General features: G+C 62.2%; 18 protein-coding genes. 14 read left to right on the top strand and 4 right to left on the bottom strand.

Annotated features, from left to right (window positions below; genetic code table 11):
* The first annotated feature begins 21 nt into the window (after positions 1–21).
* Together dinB and FO013_RS17220 are read left to right on the top strand one after the other, a co-directional pair.
* Positions 22–1281, top strand: coding sequence for a DNA polymerase IV (gene dinB / locus FO013_RS17225; RefSeq protein WP_143923795.1), 1260 nt, complete (start codon positions 22–24; stop codon positions 1279–1281).
* Positions 1282–1411: 130 nt separating this feature from the next.
* The gene (locus tag FO013_RS17220; RefSeq protein WP_143923794.1) at positions 1412–1822 is read left to right on the top strand and encodes a DUF3040 domain-containing protein; all 411 of its coding nucleotides are present in this window, start codon (positions 1412–1414) and stop codon (positions 1820–1822) included.
* Positions 1823–2280: 458 nt separating this feature from the next.
* Here the strand turns inward: FO013_RS17220 and FO013_RS17215 are convergent, their stop codons facing one another.
* The 3 genes from FO013_RS17215 to FO013_RS17205 are packed head-to-tail and all read right to left on the bottom strand — an operon-like array spanning position 2281 to position 6759.
* On the bottom strand, positions 2281–4653 hold the full coding sequence (locus tag FO013_RS17215; protein ID WP_143923793.1) for a transglutaminase TgpA family protein: 2373 nt from the start codon (positions 4651–4653) through the stop codon (positions 2281–2283).
* On the bottom strand, positions 4617–5765 hold the full coding sequence (locus FO013_RS17210; RefSeq protein ID WP_143923792.1) for a DUF58 domain-containing protein: 1149 nt from the start codon (positions 5763–5765) through the stop codon (positions 4617–4619). The genes FO013_RS17215 and FO013_RS17210 overlap by 37 nt, the downstream gene beginning before the upstream one ends.
* A gap of 4 nt (positions 5766–5769) precedes the next feature.
* Entirely contained in the window at positions 5770–6759 is a 990-nt protein-coding gene (locus FO013_RS17205) for an AAA family ATPase (RefSeq protein WP_143923791.1), read from the bottom strand.
* A gap of 629 nt (positions 6760–7388) precedes the next feature.
* Here FO013_RS17205 and mraZ point away from each other — a divergent pair.
* The 8 genes from mraZ (at position 7389) to murD (ending at position 16986) form a co-directional block, all read left to right on the top strand.
* A complete protein-coding gene (gene mraZ / locus FO013_RS17200; RefSeq protein ID WP_143923790.1) occupies positions 7389–7820 on the top strand; it encodes a division/cell wall cluster transcriptional repressor MraZ in 432 nt (143 codons plus the stop codon).
* Positions 7821–7986: 166 nt separating this feature from the next.
* A complete protein-coding gene (rsmH, locus tag FO013_RS17195) occupies positions 7987–8949 on the top strand; it encodes a 16S rRNA (cytosine(1402)-N(4))-methyltransferase RsmH (protein ID WP_143923789.1) in 963 nt (320 codons plus the stop codon).
* Positions 8946–9512 (top strand): cell division protein FtsL, encoded by a 567-nt coding sequence (gene ftsL, locus FO013_RS17190; RefSeq protein ID WP_143923788.1) that lies wholly within the window; start codon positions 8946–8948, stop codon positions 9510–9512. The genes rsmH and ftsL overlap by 4 nt, the downstream gene beginning before the upstream one ends.
* A gap of 49 nt (positions 9513–9561) precedes the next feature.
* Positions 9562–11343, top strand: coding sequence for a peptidoglycan D,D-transpeptidase FtsI family protein (locus FO013_RS17185; RefSeq protein WP_143923787.1), 1782 nt, complete (start codon positions 9562–9564; stop codon positions 11341–11343).
* On the top strand, positions 11343–12905 hold the full coding sequence (locus FO013_RS17180) for a UDP-N-acetylmuramoyl-L-alanyl-D-glutamate--2,6-diaminopimelate ligase (protein ID WP_143923786.1): 1563 nt from the start codon (positions 11343–11345) through the stop codon (positions 12903–12905). The genes FO013_RS17185 and FO013_RS17180 overlap by 1 nt, the downstream gene beginning before the upstream one ends.
* A 1-nt stretch (position 12906) precedes the next feature.
* Entirely contained in the window at positions 12907–14373 is a 1467-nt protein-coding gene (locus FO013_RS17175; RefSeq protein ID WP_143923785.1) for a UDP-N-acetylmuramoyl-tripeptide--D-alanyl-D-alanine ligase, read from the top strand.
* The gene (mraY, locus tag FO013_RS17170; RefSeq protein ID WP_143923784.1) at positions 14370–15458 is read left to right on the top strand and encodes a phospho-N-acetylmuramoyl-pentapeptide-transferase; all 1089 of its coding nucleotides are present in this window, start codon (positions 14370–14372) and stop codon (positions 15456–15458) included. The genes FO013_RS17175 and mraY overlap by 4 nt, the downstream gene beginning before the upstream one ends.
* Complete coding sequence (murD, locus tag FO013_RS17165; RefSeq protein ID WP_143923783.1) at positions 15451–16986, top strand: UDP-N-acetylmuramoyl-L-alanine--D-glutamate ligase; 1536 nt, start codon at positions 15451–15453, stop codon at positions 16984–16986. Before mraY ends, murD begins: the two co-directional genes overlap by 8 nt.
* Positions 16987–17013: 27 nt before the next feature.
* Here murD and FO013_RS22950 read toward each other — a convergent pair whose 3' ends face one another.
* Positions 17014–17292, bottom strand: a complete 279-nt coding sequence (locus FO013_RS22950; protein WP_260848230.1) for a hypothetical protein — start codon at positions 17290–17292, stop codon at positions 17014–17016.
* A 79-nt stretch (positions 17293–17371) separates the two neighbouring features.
* Between FO013_RS22950 and ftsW the strand changes: the two genes are divergently transcribed.
* The 4 genes from ftsW to FO013_RS17145 are packed head-to-tail and all read left to right on the top strand — an operon-like array spanning position 17372 to position 21864.
* Positions 17372–18595, top strand: a complete 1224-nt coding sequence (ftsW, locus tag FO013_RS17160) for a putative lipid II flippase FtsW (RefSeq protein WP_260848229.1) — start codon at positions 17372–17374, stop codon at positions 18593–18595.
* Between the two features lie 4 nt (positions 18596–18599).
* Positions 18600–19700, top strand: a complete 1101-nt coding sequence (locus tag FO013_RS17155; protein ID WP_143923781.1) for a UDP-N-acetylglucosamine--N-acetylmuramyl-(pentapeptide) pyrophosphoryl-undecaprenol N-acetylglucosamine transferase — start codon at positions 18600–18602, stop codon at positions 19698–19700.
* 2 nt (positions 19701–19702) lie between these two features.
* Entirely contained in the window at positions 19703–21103 is a 1401-nt protein-coding gene (gene murC, locus FO013_RS17150; RefSeq protein ID WP_143923780.1) for a UDP-N-acetylmuramate--L-alanine ligase, read from the top strand.
* 5 nt (positions 21104–21108) lie between these two features.
* Complete coding sequence (locus FO013_RS17145) at positions 21109–21864, top strand: cell division protein FtsQ/DivIB (RefSeq protein ID WP_143923779.1); 756 nt, start codon at positions 21109–21111, stop codon at positions 21862–21864.
* The last annotated feature ends 47 nt before the right edge of the window (positions 21865–21911 follow it).

Below are 21911 nucleotides of genomic sequence, written 5' to 3'. Positions count from 1 at the left end.
ACGCAGACACATGAGTGCTCGATGAGTCGTAAACAGCTGTCACGATCCGGTGGCGATCTCAGCCGTCTCGGGACGGACGATGCCGGAGCCACGATGCTCCACCTGGACATGGATTCTTTCTTCGTGTCGGTGGAGCTTCTGAGCCGCCCGGAACTTCTCGGTCGACCCGTTATCGTCGGCGGTCGCAGCGGGCGGGGCGTCGTGGTTTCGGCGAGCTATGAGGCTCGTGAGTTCGGCGTGCACGCGGCCATGCCCATGGGTCGGGCGATGGGTCTCTGTCCCTTCGCCGAGGTGATTCCTCCTTCGCATGGCCTGTACTCCTCGTATTCCCAGAAGGTCTTCGACCTGGTGGGCGAGGTGACACCTGATTTTCACCAGGTGAGTGTCGACGAAGCGTACATCGACGTGTCAGCAGCGGTGCGCAGATTGGGATCGCCGGTGGTGATCACTTCCGAGCTTCGAGCCGAGATCGAAGCACAGACGGGGCTGAACGCATCTGTGGGGATCGCCGGCAGTCGAGTCGTGGCGAAGCTCGCATCCACCCGTGCCAAACCGCGCGGACAACTGCTCGTCCCGCTGTCGGCGACTCAAGAGTTCCTCGATCCGATGCCGATCGAAGCGCTTCCGGGAGTGGGGGAGAAGACGAAGGATGGGTTCTTCAAGTACGGCATACGTCTGATCGGGGACTTAGCCGCAGTCGACGAAGCGTGGGCAGGTCGGGTATTCGGCGCCCACGGCCATCATCTGTGGCGCAGCGCCCACGGACTGGACTCACATGGTATGGACAGGCAGGTGAAGGACCGGTCAATCAGCGCTGAGCACACCTTCAATGACGACGTCTGGGATCTGAGTCAGCTTGAGCACGAGCTGCTGCGGCTGTCTGACAAAGTTGCGCACAGGGTTCGGGCCGAAGGCAAGGTCGCCACCACCTTGGGGCTGAAATATCGACTCGGTGATTTCACCACATTGTCGCGATCGATCACTCTTGATGCTCCCACCGACCTCGCCCGTGAGATCTATGAGGCCTTGCGGCCGGCAATGAGGAACCTGCGGGAGCAGAAATCCAAGGGAGTGCGCCTGCTGGGTATCCGCGCAGCCGGTCTGATGGACTTCGCAGCCAGCGGCAGACAGGCGAAACTTGACGAGGCCGAGCACTCAGGCAGGGAAGCAGAGGTTGCTCTTGACGATGTGCGGAAAAAATTCGGGACCGCTTCGATCTCGCAGGCGTCTCTGCTCAGAAGGCACCCTGACCCCGAAAATACGGGTCCTGACCACGTTTAGGAGGTGAGGTGCCTCATAGTCTGAGGACGCAGTGAGAATCCAGGGGATGCAACGGTCCTCAAGATGTTTTTTCAGTGTTCAGAGACTATGATTGTGTCATCAGGCCATAGTAAGGAAACGGGGGTTCGAGATGCCACTCTCCGATCACGAACAGCAGCTGCTCGATCAGTTGGAGAAGCAGCTGCGCAGTGAAGACCCACGTTTCGCACGCAATATTTCAGAAACCCAGGCAGCAGCTAATGGGCCGGGGTTCTCCGCGAAGCGATTCGTGCTGGGTATTCTGCTCACGCTTGTAGGACTCGCCGCAGTGATCTTCGCCATTTCGATGGTGACGAACAGCACATGGTGGATCATCCTCGGTGTCGTCGGCTTCGGGCTGATGGTTGCCGGAATGTACTGGGCTTTCAGCCGTCCGCGTCAGGTGGGCGACAAAGCCAAGCGAGCTCAGCCGTCGAAAGGTCCCCAGTCTGAAGCGAAGGGGCCGTCCGGTTTCATGAATCGGATCGAAGACCGGTGGGAGAAGCGCCAGCGCGGCGAATGATTTTCGCGGCACTCGGTCGAGCCGCTGAGACTGGCTGCCGAGACTGATTGGCAGACGGATGACTTGTGAGCCGATCGTCATTGTTCGCGGATACCCTGCGATTAAGGCCTGGTACACAATCCACCCAAGTGAAGCGTCCTCTGCAGAGAGGGCGCTTTTTCGTGCTCTATAGTGCATCGGAATCAGCAGGAATCATGACGCGTTGGCTTCGGCATAGGCAGCGCCGTCTCGCATCGTCTTCGGCCTGTGTCGGCGTCCGCAGGTACAGTCCACGGGTAGGGGCACTCCGATGCGCTCGGAGGACACCTGCGGTCATCAGATGGCGGCCGGGAGAGCCGCGCCCAATGGGGGCTGCAACGATGGCACCTTGAACATGCGCTGCCTCGAACGGACGCAGTCATGGAATAGTTGCTGCCCCGGACGCGGAAGGCATCCGGGGCAGCAACAGGGCATCGCAATCAGCGCGGTGGATTGAAGATGCTTGCCGGCCAGATTCTGGCGGTGATCTTTTTTCCGGGAGACGCGTTTTCTGCGAGGTCGGTCCTGACCTCGTCGATGAGGGCACTGACCTCTGTTGACGAGATGCTCTTCTCACTCGCGCCGTAGCGCTGGGTTTCAAGAGCGTCGACGAAGGCTGACAATGCAGTGTCATCGCCGGCGCTGCGTGACCCTGACGGCGGGGCCGGGCTGCGCAGCGCGGTGAATCCATCACTGGAATCGCCACGCGCGTCAGAAGACGAAGAACCAGGTTCCGCAGTGGGGTCCTCGGATTCAGCGGTCCCTCCACCGGCTCTGCTGGCCAACACGAGTTCGTTGTATCGCAACGTTCGGCTGGGGTCGAGGCTCTGACCATAGTCGGTCGACAGCGCCCGTATCTCCGTCCAGACCTTCTCAAGTTTGTCAGGGTCACGTGTGCGTCGACGACGCAGAATGAGTCTCCACAGAGCCGGAATCGCCGCAAGCAGCACGATCGCAAGCACGATGAGACCCGCCCACAGGTACGTACCGAGATTCGCACCAGCTGGTTCCCCAGCCGCTGTTGTTTCGGGGCTGGAGCTCTCGGATTCCGCCGCTTCCGATTCCTCAGAGCCCTTTGTGGGCTCCTCAGACGGTGACGAGGTCTCTTCGGAATCCTCCTCGGAGTCCCCTCCGGTGCTGCCGCTGGCGACCGTCCATTTCGGCGGCTCGCCGGCTGGACCGCCTGGAGTGGGTTCGAAGCGGACCCATCCGGCTCCCTCGAAGTACAGTTCCGGCCACGCATGCGAATCCTGCATGCTGACCTCGAAGCCTTGACCGCTCTTGGTGCCTTCGCCGTAACCGACGCCGATGCGTGCCGGAATTCCCATCGTCCGAGCCATGATCGTCATGGCCGACGAGAACTGAACACAGTACCCCTTCTTATCGACGAGGAAGTCAGAGATCGCATCTCCGCTGGCCTTTTCGGGAGCATCCAGCGAGTATTCGAAGTCGCCGCTTCGGAAGTAGGCCTGGAGCAAGACGGCGGCTTCCCATTGGTTGTCTGCGTCCGCGGTGATCTTCTCAGCGGTTTCCTTCACGCTGCCCGGCAGGCTGTCGGGAACTTCGAGTTCCGTCTCGAAATCGCTGGAGTTCACCGGTGCCGCGCTCTGCAGATCGTTGACATCGGGATTGATGGAGAGATACTCCATCGAGTAGTCCTGTCCACCCGACTTCTCGCCATTGCCGACGATTGTCAGCGACGTCTCGTCATAGATCCAGCGCCGGTCCAAGCCAGTTGGCTGTTGTGGGGCGTACGGGGTGGGAAGATACTGCTGATCGTATTCGTCAGAGACTGTGACGTCGATGCGCTCTTCGTTGTAGTTCTTCTCACGTGGCAGTCCCTGCGGCCAGGGCAATCCCTCGTTCGCGATCGCAAAGGGGTCGAGCGGGAACGGGGTCGGTGCCCACGACTGGCCGTCAAAGGAGTTGATCGAGGTCAGCCTGATCGGCTGCCCTTCGGATTCCGAAGTGGTGTAGTTGAACAGGGTCGAATCGTCGCGGTCACCGAGATCGGCACGCAGGTCGAGGAACGGGTTCGTCACGGTGAGATCGCCCTTGTCGCTCGCTGCGCGATCAGGCAGGGTCGGAACCTCCGGCAGGAGCACGGGAGCTCCGATGCCGATTGCAACGGCCACAGCTCCAGCCACGGTTGCGGTCAGACCGCCGCGCCACTTCGCTGCAGGGAAGTAGGGGCTGAGTATGAGGATGAGGAAAGCCGCCAAGATGGCGACGACGTGCCACCACCTCACCTGGGTGGGGGCGAAGAAGACCGGGATCATCCACAGCACCAGGAGCAGAACGCCGCTCACCTTAGGAGCTCTGAGGTCGGAGACGAGTCCGTCGATGAGGATGGTGATCAGAGTGAACGCGATCGTGAGCATCGTGGTGAAGCCAGGAGTGCTGGGCGCTGGGGGAGTCGTTGCGTACAGGTCGCTGACTCCCGAGGACAGGAGATCGATCACGGTGGTGAATGAGCTGCCGGTGGGCACGACGCCGAGAATGAGCGTGCTCGGTGCACATAGCACGAGGACTGCGATCAGACCCACCACGCACTGCGCGATGACGGCAGCTCCGGTGGCCCGAAGGACCGGGACACTGCGGAAGATCGCGCCGACCAGAACGATCAGGAGAATCGAGATGAGCACGGAGGGAAGCCACGCGAAGTCGGAGAAGACGGCGGAGAGTCCGATCGCGGCCAAGACCATGGCTACGAATACTGCACAGGCCTCGAGCCAAGCCGGGGAATGTCTGTCTGCACTCTCTGATGTTTCGGGGTTCATCGCTTCACCCGCTTCGAATCGAATGCGGTCCATGATTCGGGCAGATCCTCGCTCAGTCCCACCATCGTCAGGTCATTGATGTCGTCGAGGCTTCGGACGGTCACCGGAACGCGCCGGGAGAATTGGGCCGCCAGCTCCTTCCCGCGAGCGTCGTCGACGGCGCAGATGACGATGTGGTTGGGGTTGTCATGGGAAGGCAGTTGCACTCGGCCGGCCTCGACGAGGGCGGTGAGCAATCGCAGTCTGTCGATATCGCGCTGTCCTTTGAACCTGATCTGATGGCCGGGTGTGACGACGAAGACCTCGTAGCCAGCACGCAGGAAAGCCGTGCCGGCTGCGGCCGCCGCGGCCAGGAGGAATTCGATTTCAAGGGCGTCCGGTCGGTCACCGTCACCCTCGAGATCGACGACGATGAGAGCGTAGAGCGTCTCCTCGTCGGCTTCGTGACGGACCATGAGCTCACCGGACTTCGCGGTGCTCGGCCAATGGACGTGTCGGAGATCGTCTCCGGGAACGTATTCTCGCGTGTGGAAGTCCCGAGCAGTGTGGCCGGCACGGACCTTGCCGTCATCCAAGCGGGCCGGTCTGATCGCCGAGTCAGTGGGAATCCGTGCGGGAAGGATCGGCACTGAGACAGCTACCGGGTAGCCGGCGATGACCTTCTTCTTCCTCGTCACAAGGCCGAAGGGGCCAGAGACAGTGATCAATACAGTTTCCACTCCGCTGAGACCACGACGATTCGGGGTGAAGGACGTCAGGACGGTCTGAGAAGCTCCGTGTGCCAGAGGTGGAACTTGCCCGACAGTGGAATCGCCGAAGCCCTCGCCAGCCACGAAGCTGATTGTCGAGGACGGGATGGCCAGACGTCCGGTGTTGGTCACCAGTGCCTCGACCTGGACCTCTTTCCCCTCGTGGGCAAGCGGGTAGCGGTCTCTTGACTGAGGCAGTGCCACAGTAGGCAGTCCAGTCCGCAGTGTGATCGAAACGCGGCGGGCGCCCCAGGTGATCAGCAGCGCCGAAAGGATGACCAGTGCGAGAAGCAGAATTCCAGCAGGCAGCAGCCCGGGGAGTGCGAACCGATACGCGGTGATGATCAGTGCGACTCCGGCGAGGACGAAGATGATTCCTGAGGTGCTCAGACGCATGTGGTCACTGAACCGTCGAAATGGGCACGCGGGCCAGGAGACGGCCGATCAGTTCGGCTGCCAGCTCCGAATCGTCACCATCGCGCGGGATGATCCGGTGAGCCAAGATGTAGGGGGCCAGAGCCTGAATATCATCCGGAGTCACGAAGGTCCGTCCCGAGAGCGCGGCGCGAGCCTTGGCCGCGCGGAGAAGGTGGACACCGCCTCGGGGCGAGCAGCCGAGAAGGATGGCCTCGTCGTTGCGGCTGGCATGGAGGATGGCGACGATGTATTCGCGCAGCTCTCTGGCTGCACTGACATGTCGGACGATTCCCCGGGCCTGGTTGATCTGCTCGAGGCTGGTCACCGGAGTTGCGCTGGAAAGCGGATCGTGCTCGATCTGGTTGTCCAGGAGGTCGATCTCGTCAGCAGTTTCGGGGTAGCCCAGCGAGATTCGAGTCATGAAGCGGTCCCGCTGTGCTTCGGGAAGCGCGTATGTACCTTCCATGTCGATCGGGTTCTGAGTGGCGACGACGATGAAAGGCGATGGCATCGGGTAGGTCTCGCCGTCAATGGTGGCCTGACCTTCGGCCATGCACTCAAGCATCGCGGACTGAGTTTTGGGGGAAGCGCGGTTGATCTCATCGGCGATGACGATATTGGCGAACACGGGGCCCTGCCGGAACTCGAAGTGCCGGGTCTCCTGATTGAACAGGTTCACGCCGACTACGTCAGTCGGCAGCAGGTCGGGGGTGAATTGGATGCGCCTGACCGAACCATCGACGACCTTGCCCATGGCTCGTGCCAACAGAGTCTTCCCGACTCCGGGCACGTCCTCGAGGAGGACGTGGCCCCCGGCAAGGAGCGCAACCAGGGACAGTCCGACTGCTTCATCCTTGCCTTCGAGGACGGCGTTCATTGCTGTGCGTGCCCGTGAGGTGAGTTGCTGAACCCATTCGATGTGCTCGGCACCGATCACGGAATTGGCCTGAGTACCTTCTTGGCTGATCGACATGATCCCATTGTCCCCTATCCCGTCTCCTGCATCCACACGGGCATCGTTCGGCCGTTCGGGTAGTCATCGCTCGACCTTTCGGGTGGTCACCATTCGGCCCGTGCGGGCAGCCGCGTTCTGCGTCACCGGTCGCGCCGGCATGGGGGTCTGATACTGGTGTCTCAGCCACGGTGCCGGTGTCGGGGGACTGCGCAGCTGCCTTTCCCTGCCCTGCAGAACGGGCCCCAACTTCGCTCCCTACTTGGCTCCACCAGCCCCCTCCACATTGCTCCCCACTTCGCTCCCCACATCGCTCCCCACTTCGCTCCACCGGAGACCCCCACTTCCCTCCCCACTTCCCTCCCCGGGGAGCTCGAGGCTTCGGTCTCCCGCGGAAAATCAGGGATCTGGCCACCTTGTGGACTCGGCGTTGAGGAGGCCCTGGCGGTCGAAATGCGCTGCAAAAGGCCCACTGCGCACCACTTCCGACTCGCCGACCGCAAATTTTCCCCACTTTCCTCCACCAATCTGACCTGGGGTTTTATAGGTCGCAAGGGTGTCGTAGGGGCAAACCACTAGATTGGGTGGAGGGAAGTGGAGTACTGTGGTTGCTATCGGAGCCAATTGGGTTTCGAAAGGGGTGAGACGACATGTTCTTGGGCACTCATTTGCAGAAGCTCGACGACAAAGGTCGGCTCATCCTGCCCGCAAAGTTCCGGGAGGAGCTTTCGCCCGGTCTCGTATTGACCCGTGGACAGGAGAACTGCCTCACCCTGTTCCCCACCACGGAATTCGAAGCCGAGCATGAGCGAATCCAGAACGCGCCGAAGACGAATAAGGAAGCTCGCGACTACCAGCGTGTATTCCTGTCGGCGGCCTTTGCGGATCAACCGGACAAACAGGGGCGCATCACGGTCCCGAACATATTGCGGCAGTACGCATCACTTGAACGGGAAGTTGCGGTGATCGGCATGGGCAACCGCGTCGAGATCTGGGACTCACCGACATGGGATAACTACCTGGTCGGCGCTCAGCAGGCATTCGCTGAACGTGAGAACGAGGTGATTCCAGGAGTGATCTGATTCTGCTCGGGTTTGATCCTTGCCCGCCGTGTTCGAGTTTCGGGGAACTTCCCCGTTTCCGAAGTTCGGCAGTCCTGACACACTTCCCCGGTGCCAGGGCAGCGGCGGACAAGGTTCTGGCTCCAGCAGTTCACCCCCACGACCACCACCCACGAAGGACTCACCTATGAACGATCAGCACGTACCAGTGCTCCTGGAGCGCGTGGTCGAGCTCATCGGGGTCGGAGTCCAGGCCGCCAGAGACAATGGTCACGCACCGATCGTCGTGGACGGAACACTGGGGATGGGCGGACACTCCGAAGCGGTCCTCACCGCCTTCCCCGATGTTCACCTCATCGGAGTCGATCGCGATACCCAGGCCATCGATATCGCCACGAAGCGACTTGCGCCCTTCTCCGACCGCATCGACATCGTCCATGCCGTCGATGACGAGATCCCAGAGATACTTGACGACCTCGGCGTCGATCACATCAGCGCCGTTCTCCTCGACCTCGGGGTGTCGTCCCTGCAGCTCGACGAGGACGAGCGAGGGTTCTCCTACTCCCGTCCGGCGCCCTTGGACATGAGAATGGATCGAACCCAGAGCCTGACCGCCGCCGAGGTGCTGGCCACCTACACCGAAGCTGAACTCCGGCGCATCCTCCGTGAGTACGGCGAAGAGAAGATGGCCGGCCGGATCGCGAAGATCATCGTCACCGACCGTGAGGATGCGCCCTGGGAGACCTCGGAGCAGCTCGCAGCGATGTTGGGACGGGTTCTTCCCCAGACGAAGAAGAAGTCCCACCCCGCGAAGCGAACGTTCCAAGCCCTGCGCATCGAAGTCAACGACGAACTCGGAGTGCTGCGGACAGCTCTGCCGGAGGCTCTGCGGGCACTGCATATCGGGGGAGTGGCGGTCATCGAGTCGTACCAGTCCCTCGAGGACACGATCGTGAAGAAGATATTCCGTTCCGCAACCACCACCTCGGCGCCGCCGGACATGCCCGTCGTCCCCGAGGAACTCCAACCGTGGCTGTCCGAAATCATTCGCGGTGCGGAACTGGCCGACAGTGACGAAGCAGACAGGAACCCTCGCGCCAAGAGTGTGCGATTGCGTGCAGTACAGAAGATCAGGGAGGCAAGATCGTGAGGAACGCTCAAGCGGCCATCCGCCAACCCCGCGTCACTGAACGGACGCGGCGCCTCGAAGAGTCCGCCAGTCGGCCGGTACCTCCTCGGCTCAAGCTCCTGAAGTTCGAGCTGCCGAAGGCCAGGGTCCCGTTCTCTATGCTCTGCGTGGCGATCCTCGTTGCCACCCTCGTGGCAGTGCTGCTGCTCAACATCTTCATCTCCCACACCTCGTATCAGATCGACCAACTGAATTCCGAGAAGGAACAGTTGGCCGAGCAGAAGGATCGACTGGTCGAAGACAATTCGTACCGCGAATCTCCGCAGAACATCTCGATCGCAGCCGAGGAGCTCGGACTGGTCCGCGACTCCTCGCCCGAGTTCCTCGATGCGGAGACCGGAAAGATCATCGATGCACCTCCGATCGACGTCAGCGGAGAAAAGAAGCCGACAGTTGTCCCCGGACCGCGTGCCAATACCCGCGAAGACCTCCGTCCCAATCTACGATCGGATGAGAAGCTGCCAGTAGTCGGGGGCAGTCCCAGCAAGGACATCGCGCCACCGGCACAGGAAACTCCGAAATAAGGAGAGTCCGACAGCCATTCGCCGACAAGCAAGGACCAAGGACAGTGCAATGGGCCCACGAGCCACTCGGGTGAAGAAAAAAGGCGGACGAGGCAAACCCAACCTTCGCCTGCGGATGGCACTGATCGCGGCTCTGTCCATCCTGGTTCTCCTCGTCACCTCCGGACGGCTGATCTCGATCCAGGGCATGGATTCGATGAAACTGGCCGAGAAGGCACTGTCCAACCGACTCGTCACCAAGACTCTGCCGGCCTCGCGGGGGCAGATTCTGGCCTCCGACGGCACGGTCCTCGCCGACAGCGTCTCCCGATATCAGCTCGTCGTGGACCAGCAGAACGTGGCCCAGTACAAGGTTGACGGAAAACTGGTCGGTGCCTGGGGAGCAGCAGAGGCCCTGGCGAAGCCCCTCGACACCGACCCCGGACTGCTGTACCCGAAACTTGTCGGCGACAAACGGTGGAATCCCGTCGCCAAGGGACTTACCTCTGAGACTTGGCGAGCCGTGAAGAAGCTCAACATCCTCGGCCTCTCCGCCGAGGAATACGCCGTGCGCTCCTATCCATCAGGTGCAGTGGCAGGGAACCTCGTGGGATTCCTCAGTTCGGACGGCCAGCCTCAGGCGGGCCTGGAGATGGCCTACAACGACCAGTTGAACGGTCGCGACGGTCAACAGCAGTACGAACGCGGGGCTCGAGGCGAGATCATCCCGCTCGGCGACAACAACACGCGCAATGCCATCGATGGAAAGGGCCTGCAGACGACGATCGACCCGGCACTGCAGTACTACGCCCAGCAGGCGATCGAGGAGCAGCGGAAGGAAAATGAGGCCGAATCAGCCTCGATCGTCATCAAGGACATCAAGACCGGCAAGATCCTCACCGCAGCAGACGCACCCAGCGTCGATCCCAATTCACCGGGCAAAGTGGGCGGCACCGACCGTGGGTCGCGCATCTTCACCGACGTCTTCGAACCCGGCTCGACCGCAAAGATGGTCACTGCCGCAGCTCTGCTCGACCAGGGTCTGGTCACCCCTGAACAGGAGTTCACGGTCCCAGACAAATGGAAGGCTCCCAACGGAGAGGAATTCCGGGACTCGCACTCGCACCCGGATGAGAAGCTCACCTTCGCCGGAATCCTCGCCGAATCCTCGAACACCGGCACCATTCTGGCCGGGAATGAACTCTCAGAAGAACAGCGATACGGCTACTTGAAGAAGTTCGGCTTCGGTTCGCCTACAGGCATCGAGTTCCCTGCCGAGACATCTGGCATCCTCCACCCGTACCCGGAGTGGGACGGCCGTACAAAATACACGGTGATGTTCGGCCAGGGCGTGGCCGCGAACGCCGTACAGACCACCGATGTCATCGCGACCATCGCCAACGGCGGAGTGCACGTCCCCTCGAAGCTCGTCGATGGAACGGTCTCCCCATCAGGGAAGACGATCCCGAATCAGGCAGGCGAACCTCAACGCGTCATCAGCAAGAAGGCCGCTGACCAGACTCTGTCCATGCTCGAAGGCGTCGTCGCCAAGGGCACCGGCAAATCGGCGCAGGTCTCCGGCTATAGGGTGGCGGGAAAGACAGGAACCGCGCAGGCACCGGCAGCCGAGGGTGGCGGCTACGACGGCTACACAGCCTCCTTCGTCGGCGTCCTCCCCGCCGAGGACCCGCAGATCGCGATCTCTGTGACGTTGCAGCGGCCCCGAAACGGCTATTACGGTGGAAGCGCCGCCGCTCCGGTATTCTCCGATGTCGCCGGCTTCGCCATGCGGCACCTGAAGATCCCACCGTCGACCGCAGATCCCCAGCTCCCTGCTCGAGAATGGAAATAATGCGCATCTCACAGCTGCTGCCAGCAGCCCCTGGAACCATTCATGGAGATCCCGATCGCGAGGTCGGGGGAGTCTCTCACGATTCGCGCACGGTAGCGCCTGGCCACCTCTATGCCGCGCTGCCGGGCGCGAACGTCCATGGAGCGAAGTTCGCACCGGATCTCATTGCTCGCGGGGTCACCGCGATCCTCACCGACGCGACCGGCTGGGACATGATCGCCCACAGCATCGACTCGCAGACTCTCGCCGAGGTGACCGGGCTGATCGTGGAGCACCCGCGGGCCGTTCTGGGCTATGTCTCGGCCGCCGTGTACGGCACCTCGGGGCGCCCCCAGCTGATCGGTGTGACCGGAACCAACGGAAAGACGACGACGACCTATCTGGTCGACGGCATGCTTGAGGCCCTCGGTCATCGCACCGGTGTCATCGGGACAGTGGCGACGCTGATCGCCGGTGTCACCGAGCCGAGCGTGCGCACGACTCCGGAAGCTCCCGAACTGCATGCCCTGTTTGCGAAGATGCGCGCCGCTGATGTCGACACCTGTGCCATGGAAGTGTCCTCACATGCGCTGAGCCAGCACCGCGTCGACGGTGCCCACTTCGCTGTCTCAGGTTTCACGAACCTCTCCCAGGACCACCTCGACTTTCACAATTCAATGGACGAATACTTCGGCGTCAAAGCCGAGCTGTTCACTCGCGCCTTCTCCGACACCGCCGTCATCGTCGTCGAGGACAGGTGGGGCGAGAAGATGGTCGAGGCGGCACAGGTGCCGGTGCGCACGCTGGGACGCGACGATCGCAGCGACTGGCGGATCGAACACACTCCAGGAGAATCAGGCTTCATCCTCCACCTCGACGGACCCGGTGATGAGGGCATCGCACTGCGATCCCCTCTGCCGGGAGATTTCAACGTCACGAACACTGCACTGGCCGCAGCAATGCTGCTGGAAGCCGGAATTCCGGCCAGCGACATCAACGCAATCGGTCGAACCTTCGTCGCATCTGTCCCCGGGCGGATGGAGATCATCGACGTCAGTGGACCACGCGCCGAGGGCCAGTCTCATCCGCAACTTCTCCCACGCGCGATCGTCGATTACTCCCACACCCCCGATGCGATCGAGAAGGCCCTGGAGTCACTCCACGCCGACAGCGACGAACTGGTGATCGTCTTCGGGGCCGGGGGTGACCGGGACAGAGGGAAGCGATTCGGAATGGGCCAGGCAGCCGCTCGGGGAGCCGACGTGATCGTTCTCACCGACGACAATCCGCGCACCGAGGACCCGGCAACAATCCGGGCCGCCATCAAAGATGGCATCGATGCTGAGATCGCAACCGGAGGTGCACGTGTGAAGAAAGTCATTGAAGTGGCAGAAAGAGGGGCCGCCATCGACCAGGCGATCGCTGCTGCCGGAGCCTCCACAACCGTGCTCATCGCAGGGAAGGGGCACGAAACCGGGCAGTCCGCAGGCGGGGTGGTGACCGACTTCGACGACCGGTCGAGGACACGCTCGGCGCTCAGCGCGCGACTTGGCGGCGCACAAACAGGTAAAGTTCACAGTTGATATGAAGCGACTGAGTGCAGCCGAAATAGCAACCGCCGTCTCCGGCGAGTTGTACGGCGTAGACCCCGAGACCAAATTGTCCGCCGGAGTGGTAACCGATTCGAGAGAAGTCGGACCCGGCGATATCTACGTTGCCCGCCGAGGTGAGTCCTTCGACGGCATCGAATTCGCAGCAGCGGCCGTGGAGGCAGGCGCAGCGCTGATCATCGGCGAATCCGTTCCCACCCTCGACGATGCGACCCTGCCCACCGTTCACGTCTCCGATGCCACGGAAGCGCTTGGCCAGCTGGCCAAGGCCAACATCGAGGCACTGCGCGAGGTTGGTGAGATCACGGTCATCGCGATCACCGGTTCTGTCGGCAAAACCACAGTGAAGGATCTCGCTGCCGACCTGCTCGCCGGCGAAGCCGAGACGGTGTGGCCGCCGAACTCCTACAACAACGAGGTCGGCGTGCCCTTGACTGCACTGCAGGCGGGGGAGACCACGCGGTTCCTGGTCCTGGAGATGGGTGCCCGTTCCATCGGCAACCTCGCCTACCTGACCAGCCTTGTCCGCCCCGACATCGCTGTCGAACTCGCGGTCGGCACCGCCCACTCGGGCGTCTTCGGTTCGATCGATAACACGGCCCGAGCCAAGGCCGAACTCGTGGAGTCGCTCACTGCAGGATCTGTCGCGATCCTCAACGCCGACGACTCACGAGTCGCCGGGATGCGTGAGGTCCTCTCACCTGAGGTTGAGACCTTGTGGTTCTCACAACGGGAATCGCTGCCCGAGTGGGTTGCCGATGAGGACTCCGTCGTCCGTGGAACAGGCGTCACGACAGACGCCTCAGGACACGCCGCTTTCGCGCTGAACCTGCCAGGAGAGGAGCCGCAGGACGTTCGTCTGGCTCTGATCGGTGAACATCACGTTGGCAATGCCCTTGCCTCGGCAGCCATCGCCCACGCCTGTGGGGTGGGCGTGAAGTCCATCGTGACCACGCTCTCAACCTCCTCGGCCGCGAGCCGCTGGCGCATGGAGCTCATCGACTCACCGTCGGGCGTGACCGTGCTCAACGACGCCTACAACGCGAACCCGGAATCCATGCGAGCCTCCTTGAAGACGCTGGCGTCGATGGGCCGCGGCGACGAAGACAGCCGACCACGTCGGACGTTCGCCGTCCTCGGCGAGATGCTGGAGCTCGGCGACGAATCCGTTTCTGCACACTCCGATATCGGCGAACTCGTCGTGCGACTCAACATCACCCGCACGATCGTCGTCGGTGACGGAGCGAAGCCCATCTTCAACGCAGCGAACCTCGAAGGTTCTTGGGGCAACGAAGCGGCTTGGGTCGCGACCGCTGCCGAAGCGAAGGACCTGCTGAGTGCGGAACTGGCACCCGGGGACATCGTCCTGTTCAAATCCTCCAGAGATGCCGGTCTGCGCTATCTCGGAGATGAAATCGCCGGTGTATCGGGGGCCCAATGATCGCAGTACTGCTCGCCGCCTGCCTGGCACTGATCCTGGCACTGGTCGGCACGCCGCTGTTCATCCGTGTTCTGGTCAAGCGAGGCTACGGCCAGTTCGTCCGTGATGACGGTCCGACCTCACACGCCACGAAACGTGGCACACCGACCATGGGCGGCGTCGTCATCATCGGTGCCGCCGTCCTGGCCTACCTGCTCGGACACCTGTTCACAGGATCCGTGCCCACTGCTTCCGGACTTCTCGTCCTCTGGCTGGCCGCAGGACTCGGCGTTGTCGGCTTCCTCGACGACTTCATCAAGATCAAGAAGCAGCGCTCCCTGGGTCTGCGACCGGTGCCCAAGCTCCTGGGCCAGGCCTTCGTCGGAATCTCCTTCGCCGTGTTGGCGCTGCAGTTCCCGAACTCCTTCGGTGAAACCCCGGCGTCGACGAAGGTGTCGTTCATTCGCGACACCAACCTCGACCTGGCATTCGGATCCGCAGTGCTCGGACTCATCCTGTTCGTCATCTGGGCCAACCTCATCGTCACCGCGGTATCGAATGCGGTGAACTTGACTGACGGCCTCGACGGACTGGCCGCCGGCGCCTCGGTCGTCGTCTTCGCCGCTTATGTCGTCATCGGGACATGGCAGTCGACGCAGAACTGCAATCTGATGACGGATGCCACGAACGCCTGTTACTACATGCGCGATCCACGTGACCTCGCAATGGTCGCCGGTGCCATGGCAGCGGCGTGTTTCGGCTTCCTATGGTTCAACACCTCACCCGCGAAGATCTTCATGGGCGACACCGGTTCCCTGGCCATCGGCGGCGCAATCGCCGGTCTCGCGATCATGTCGCGGACTGAGCTTCTGCTCGTCGTCCTCGGCGGACTCTTCGTCATCATCACACTCTCCGTGATCATCCAGGTCGTGTCGTTCAAGACCACCGGAAAACGCGTCTTCCGAATGGCTCCGCTCCAACATCACTTCGAACTCAAGGGGTGGGCAGAGGTCACGATCGTGGTCCGGTTCTGGATCATCGCCGCACTCTTCGTCATCGCCGGAATCTGTCTCTTCTACGCCGAATGGGTGTCTCGCGTTGGCTGAGAATCCCCTTACCGATTATCCGAACGCCGAGGCGATCCCAGCCGCACTCGTGGGGCCGAGCTCGTCCTTGGACGGGTTGCGGATCCTCGTCACCGGTCTCGGTGTGACAGGGTTTCCCGCTGCTGTCCATCTCGGCGAACGCGGTGCCGATGTGATCGTCGTCGACGGCGATGATCAGGCAGACGTCAGCGAGAAGGCTCAGATCCTCGAGGTCTTCGACGTCGATATCCGGCGCGGAGAAGAGCACGTCTCCCGCCTGCCGGAGGAGCCGCTCGATCTGGTCGTGACTTCGCCTGGCTGGCGTCCCGACCACCCCTTGCTTCTGTCCGCCGCCGAGGCGGGTGTGCCCGTGATCGGTGAAGTCGAGTTGGCCTGGCGGATCCGTGGCACCAACGACGCCAAATGGCTGGCGATCACCGGCACCAACGGCAAAACGACGACCACGACGATGCTCGAATCCATGCTCCTGGCCGATGGTCGCAAGGCCAAGGCCTGCGGCAACATCGGTGCACCTCTTCTCGAAGCCGTGCTCGAGCCCGGACTCGAGGTGCTGGCGATCGAACTCTCGAGTTTTCAGCTTCACTGGCAGTATTCGCTGAGCGCCGATGCTGCCGCTGTGCTCAACATCGCCCCCGATCATCTGGACTGGCACGGCAGCGCCGATGCCTATGAGGCCGATAAGGCCAAGATCTATCACCAGGCCAAGACCGCGTGCATCTACAACGTCGCCGACGAGGTGACACTGCACATGGTCGAAGAAGCCGATGTCGTCGACGGTGCCAAAGCCATCGGCTTCACCACGGGCATCCCACGACCGGGGGAGGTGGGCGTCGTCGAGGATATGCTTGTCGATCGCGCTTTCATCCCGCAGCGATACTCCTCGGCCGCTGAACTCGCCTCCTTAGACGATGTCGCAGCGGCGGCTGGTGTTCCCGGCCGTGCGCCGGCAGACCACCAGGTGTCGAACGCACTCGCAGCCGCAGCCCTGGCACGGAGCATCGGGGTACCGGGTCAGGCGATCTCGGAGGGACTGAGGAACCACTCGCTTGGAGCCCACAGGATGGTCACCGTCGCGGAGAGCAACGGGATCACCTGGGTCGATGATTCGAAAGCGACGAACACCCACGCAGCCAATGCTTCGCTCGGCAGCTTCGATTCGATCGTCTGGATCGCCGGGGGACTGCCCAAAGGGGCGGACTTCACCTCACTTTTCGCCGATCACGGCCACAGGCTCCGAGCACTCGTGCTCATCGGAGCCGAAGACTCAGCCTTCCGGGATGCCATCGCGGCGACAGTTCCAGATCTCGACGTGATCAGAATCGAACCAGCTCTCGCCGTGGACTCGGGCGTACCCCGACGCCGGGGCGAAGCCGTGGTCGCTGCGGCAGTGGATGCAGCCGCAGACATCGCCCGCACAGGCGATACCGTACTGCTGGCTCCCGCGGCGGCCAGCATGGACCAATTCCTCAACTACAACACTCGGGGTGAACTCTTCACCCAGGCTGTCCACGCTCACCTGGGGAACTGACATGGGACGGCAGACAACCGCGAAATCTCAGTCACGCCGTCTCCGATCGACCAGGTCGGCCGAGCCAGCCGTGGGCCCTGCTGGGAATACGAATGCCGCAGCGAAGAAGACTGCAGCGAAGCCGAGCGCGAAGTCGCCGAACACCGCGACCGCGAAGAACACCGCGACCGCGAAGAACACCGCGACCGCGAAAGCGTCGTCTTCGAAGACCACAGCTGGCTCGAAGCGGACAGGGCCGAAGATGGCCACTGCTGCCGCAAAGGAGGCCAAACCGAAGAAGAACGTCGGCACGAGTTCGGCTCGCAACGGCAAACAGACTACGAGCGTGCGCAGCGCCAAGACGTCTCACCCTCGGAATCATCCTCGGGCAGGAGCTGTTCGGGCAATGCTGTCTTCGGTGCGCCGTGAGTTCGACCGAGTCTCTGCCTACCCGCTGACGACCTATTACCTGGTTCTGGTTTCAGTCCTCGCACTGACGTCCCTCGGACTCGTCATGGTCCTCTCAGCGTCCTCGATCACTTCTTACGATGGAGGGGAAGGATCATCCTTTGCCTACTTCAACAAGCAGGCCGGATTTGTAGCGGTGGGCATCGTCCTCATGGTCACGGCCACCTTCTTCCCCCTGCGCTGGTGGGAAAAACTCGCCTGGCCAGCCATGGGGCTCGGCATTCTCATGCAGGCTCTGGTCTTCCTGCCCGGTCTTGGAAAGTCCACGAAGGGCAATGCCAACTGGATCCAATTCGGTGGCATCCAGCTTCAGCCATCCGAATTCCTCAAGATCGCTCTGGCCGTGTGGCTTGGCTGTGTCCTGGCGAAGAAGGCCGGGAAGATGACGACCTTCGGCCACGCCATGATCCCCGTCGTCCCTGGCATCGCAGTCGCCGTCGGTCTCATAGTCGCCGGCAATGACCTGGGAACGGCCCTGATTCTGATGGTCATGGCGCTTGTCTGCCTGTTCATCGGATTCTTCCCCTGGAAATACTTTCTCTTGCTCTTCGGCTTCCTTGCGGCGATGACCACGTTCTTCGTGTTCAGTTCTCAGAACCGCCTCCAGCGAATCACTGCGTCCCTCACCGGACACGCAGACCAGACAGCTTCCGACATCACCGGCCAAGCCTGGCAGTCCAATCACGGTCTGTTCTCTCTGGCATCTGGAGGCTGGCTGGGCGTGGGTCTCGGTGCCAGCCGCGAGAAATGGTCCTGGCTGCCGGAAGCGCACAATGATTTCATCTTTGCCATCATCGGCGAAGAACTCGGCCTCCTCGGGTCATTGATCGTCATTGTCCTGTTTGCGACCCTGGCCTACGGATTGGTGAGAGTCATCATGCGTTCGAAATCCAGGTTCGTCCAAATCGCAACGGCAGGGCTGTTCGCGTGGATGATCGGCCAGGGGGCCGTCAACATCTTTGTGGTGACCGGGATGCTGCCGGTCATCGGAGTGCCGTTGCCGTTCGTGTCCTACGGCGGGTCGTCGATCATCGCATGTCTGCTGGCGATCGGGGTGGTTCTGTCTTTCGCCAGGACCGAAGACGGCGCCGCGGCAGCGATCAAGGCGCACAAGGATCGAGTCAGATCGTCGTTCGCCGTACTGGCCAGAAAGAGAAAGTAGTGAGATGACGAGCATTCTTCTTGCCGGTGGAGGCACCACCGGCCATATTTCGCCCATGTTGGCGATCGGCCGTGAGCTGCGTGAGGTGCATCCCGATTGGGACGTCTTCGCACTCGGCACCGCCGATGGCCTCGAAGCTGACATTGTTCCGAAGGCCGGCTTCGAGCTCCTCACCATCGACAAGGTACCCATGCCGCGTTCGATCAGTCCAGTCGCGTTGAAGTTCCCGAAACGTTTCGCCGCCAACATCTCGCACGTCAAGCAGATCATTGCCGAACGAGAAGTGAAAGCCGTCGTCGGAGTTGGCGGCTATGTCTGCCCACCCGCGTTCATTGCAGCCAGACAGGCGAAGATCCCTCTGTTCGTCCACGAGGCGAATGCGAAGCCCGGAATGGCGAACCGCCTCGGCGCCGCCCTGACGAAACAGGGCATGGTCGGAGTCACCTTCCCCGATACGAAGCTGCGCAATTCCGAACTGGTGGGCATGCCGATGCCGACCGAGATCTCCATGCTTGACCGCAGCGACTCCGTCCAGCGACAGGCGTGGCGAGAGGATCTCGGTCTGAACGACGACAAGCCCGTCCTCGTGGTCACCGGCGGATCCTCTGGGGCGCAGCGCATCAACGATGCCTTCCTTGCAGCGGCACCGATGTGCCAGGAGAACGGAGTGCAGGTCCTGCACATCACCGGTGCTGGCAAGGATGACGCTCTGCGGGAAGCAGCAGCTCAGCTGCCCGACTACCATGTCGTCGACTACGTCGATGGAATGCACAGGGCCTACGCGGTCGCGGACCTGCTTGTGGCACGTTCGGGCGCAGCGACCGTGTCCGAAGCCACCGTCGTCGGAGTTCCCGCGCTCTACGTCCCTCTTGCCATCGGCAACGGTGAACAGCGCCTCAACGCCGCCGGCAGCGTCAGGGCCGGCGCCTCACTGCTCGTCGACAATGCGGACTTCACCCCGTCAACCGTGACCGAACAGATCCTGCCCCTGGTGAGCGACCAAGCTCGCTTGGACGCCATGAGCAAGGCAGCCCTAGAACTGCACTATCCGACCACTGCCGCCAGCACCATGGCCACCATCGTCACTCGCGCTCTGAGAGGTTGAACATGAGCACAGCTGAAATCGTCCCGGCCACAGAGCTGGGAGCCGTCCACTTCATCGGAATCGGCGGTTCGGGCATGTCCGGGATCGCACGGATCATGGTCATGAACGGCGTCACCGTCTCCGGTTCCGATGCGAAGGAATCGGCGGTCGTCGACGTGCTGCGGACACTGGGTGCCAGAGTCGAGATCGGACACTCGGCGGACAATCTCGGCGAGGCAGATACCCTCGTCATCTCCTCAGCCATTCGCAAAGACAATCCCGAGCTCGTCGCAGCAGAAGACAGGGGCCTGCGGATTCTCCACCGCTCAGGTGCACTGGCATCCCTGATGGCCGACAAACGGGCTGTGGCGGTGGCCGGGACCCATGGCAAGACCACCACGACATCCATGACGACCGTGGCGCTGCAGGCCTGCGGGCTCGATCCCTCGTTCGTCATCGGGGGAGTGCTGTCCACGACAGGCACCAACGCCCATCTGGGCACAGGAGACGTCTTCGTCGCAGAAGCAGACGAATCCGACGGCTCGTTCCTGCTCTACGAACCCACGATCGGCATCCTCACCAACGTCGAAGCGGATCACCTGGACTACTACGGGACACCGGAGAAGGTACGGGAAGCGTTCGTCGAATTCTGTGCCGGCATCGGTGCCGACGGCGGCACCGTCATCGCCTGCGCCGATGACCCAGGTTCGCTCGAAGTCGCCGAGCAGGCACGGGCGCAGGGGACTTCCGTCATCCTCTACGGCGTCTCCGAAACCGCGGATATCCGCCTCCGCGAACTCCAATCAGGTCTGGTCTCCGAATTCGTTCTCGATGTTCCAGGACAAGCAGAGCCATTGCCAGTCGCGCTGAGGCAGCCGGGTACCCACAACGCACTCAACGCGACGGCGGCTATCGCCGTCGCCCACAGTCTCGGCGCCGATGTGGCCAAGGCAGCCAGCGGACTCGGAAACTACGGAGGCACCCGGCGACGTTTCGAAGAACGCGGAATCGCGGCCGGTGTCCGCGTCATCGACGACTACGCTCACCATCCGACTGAGCTGCGAGCGGTGCTCAGCGCAGCTCGCGGTGTCGTCACCGGAGAGGGCAGGGTGTGGGCGATCTTCCAACCGCATCTCTACTCGCGCACGATGGAGTTCCGGGCCGAGTTCGGCGAAGCCCTCGGGCTCGCCGACGAAGTCGTCGTCCTGGACGTCTTCCCCGCCAGGGAGGACCCGGTTCCGGGTGTCACCGGTGCGCTGATCGCCGATCGCGTCCCACACGAGAACGTGACCTTCGTCGAATCATTCAACGAAGCGGTGCCGTACGTCGCAGCGCGTGTTCGCCCCGGCGACCTTGTGCTCACCCTCGGTGCCGGGGATGTGACGATCCTCGGTCCTGAGCTGCTCACCGCTCTGGAAGCCTGAACACCGTGGCGCCACTTCCCGAACCGCGCACCGGTGACAACTCGACCGCGGACCTCACCGGGGTCATCCGTGCACGTCGGAACCAGGTCTGGCGCCAGCGTCTCGTGCTCATCGGGGCAGTCGCGGCGGTCCTCGTCATCGCAGCCGTGCTCTGGCTCTCGCCGCTGTTGGCCCTCGACAAGGTCAGCGTCAAAGGCAGCGAGCTGGTCGACCACGAACAGGTCTCGGAATCAGTGCTCGACACCGAGGGCGGCACACCGCTGCCACGGGTGAGACCCGGCACGGTGGAGAAGAAGGTCCTCAAGGCGTTTCCCCGGGCCAAGCAAGCCTCGGTGCACTATTCGGGACCACGGAGCCTGAGCATCCAAATCACCGACAGGGACCCGGTTCTCGCGATCACAACGACAGGCGGATTCAAGCTCTTCGACGATGAAGCCGTCAATCTGGGCACCGTCAAGAAGGCGCCCAAGAGCGTGACCGTTCTCGAAGAGTCCGACGGCGCACCAGACCAGAAGACCGTGGCCGCAGTGATCCGCTTCATGGCAGAACTCCGACCACAGCTGCGCTCCGACCTGGCCTCGATCCACGCCAAGGACGAGAACAACCTTGCAGGGGTCATCGACACCGGAAATGCGAAGGCGAAAGTAGTCTTCGGCGACAGCACAAGCGCAAGCCTGAAGATGCGCACCGCCCTGCAGCTGGCCGCCGATGGCCGCACCGAAATCGACGTCTCTATCCCCTCGGTGCCCGTCACCAACTGAAAACCCGAGAAACCACGCGAGTTGACCGGCATTGCCGCCGACACACC

Origin of the sequence: Brevibacterium aurantiacum (assembly GCF_007558825.1) — a bacterium.
GTDB classification, from domain to species: domain Bacteria; phylum Actinomycetota; class Actinomycetes; order Actinomycetales; family Brevibacteriaceae; genus Brevibacterium; species Brevibacterium aurantiacum_A.
This window is presented reverse-complemented; position numbering and strand designations above follow the sequence as displayed.

What these genes read in the sequence shown, in the direction of transcription:
- dinB (WP_143923795.1), top strand. Translation starts at nt 22, where the DNA reads ATGAGTCGTAAACAGCTGTCACGATCCGGTGGCGATCTCAGCCGTCTC.
- FO013_RS17220 (WP_143923794.1), top strand. Translation starts at nt 1,412, where the DNA reads ATGCCACTCTCCGATCACGAACAGCAGCTGCTCGATCAGTTGGAGAAG.
- FO013_RS17215 (WP_143923793.1), bottom strand. Translation starts at nt 4,653, where the DNA reads ATGGACCGCATTCGATTCGAAGCGGGTGAAGCGATGAACCCCGAAACA.
- FO013_RS17210 (WP_143923792.1), bottom strand. Translation starts at nt 5,765, where the DNA reads ATGCGTCTGAGCACCTCAGGAATCATCTTCGTCCTCGCCGGAGTCGCA.
- FO013_RS17205 (WP_143923791.1), bottom strand. Translation starts at nt 6,759, where the DNA reads ATGTCGATCAGCCAAGAAGGTACTCAGGCCAATTCCGTGATCGGTGCC.
- mraZ (WP_143923790.1), top strand. Translation starts at nt 7,389, where the DNA reads ATGTTCTTGGGCACTCATTTGCAGAAGCTCGACGACAAAGGTCGGCTC.
- rsmH (WP_143923789.1), top strand. Translation starts at nt 7,987, where the DNA reads ATGAACGATCAGCACGTACCAGTGCTCCTGGAGCGCGTGGTCGAGCTC.
- FO013_RS17185 (WP_143923787.1), top strand. Translation starts at nt 9,562, where the DNA reads ATGGGCCCACGAGCCACTCGGGTGAAGAAAAAAGGCGGACGAGGCAAA.
- FO013_RS17180 (WP_143923786.1), top strand. Translation starts at nt 11,343, where the DNA reads ATGCGCATCTCACAGCTGCTGCCAGCAGCCCCTGGAACCATTCATGGA.
- FO013_RS17175 (WP_143923785.1), top strand. Translation starts at nt 12,907, where the DNA reads ATGAAGCGACTGAGTGCAGCCGAAATAGCAACCGCCGTCTCCGGCGAG.
- mraY (WP_143923784.1), top strand. Translation starts at nt 14,370, where the DNA reads ATGATCGCAGTACTGCTCGCCGCCTGCCTGGCACTGATCCTGGCACTG.
- ftsW (WP_260848229.1), top strand. Translation starts at nt 17,372, where the DNA reads ATGCTGTCTTCGGTGCGCCGTGAGTTCGACCGAGTCTCTGCCTACCCG.
- FO013_RS17155 (WP_143923781.1), top strand. Translation starts at nt 18,600, where the DNA reads ATGACGAGCATTCTTCTTGCCGGTGGAGGCACCACCGGCCATATTTCG.
- murC (WP_143923780.1), top strand. Translation starts at nt 19,703, where the DNA reads ATGAGCACAGCTGAAATCGTCCCGGCCACAGAGCTGGGAGCCGTCCAC.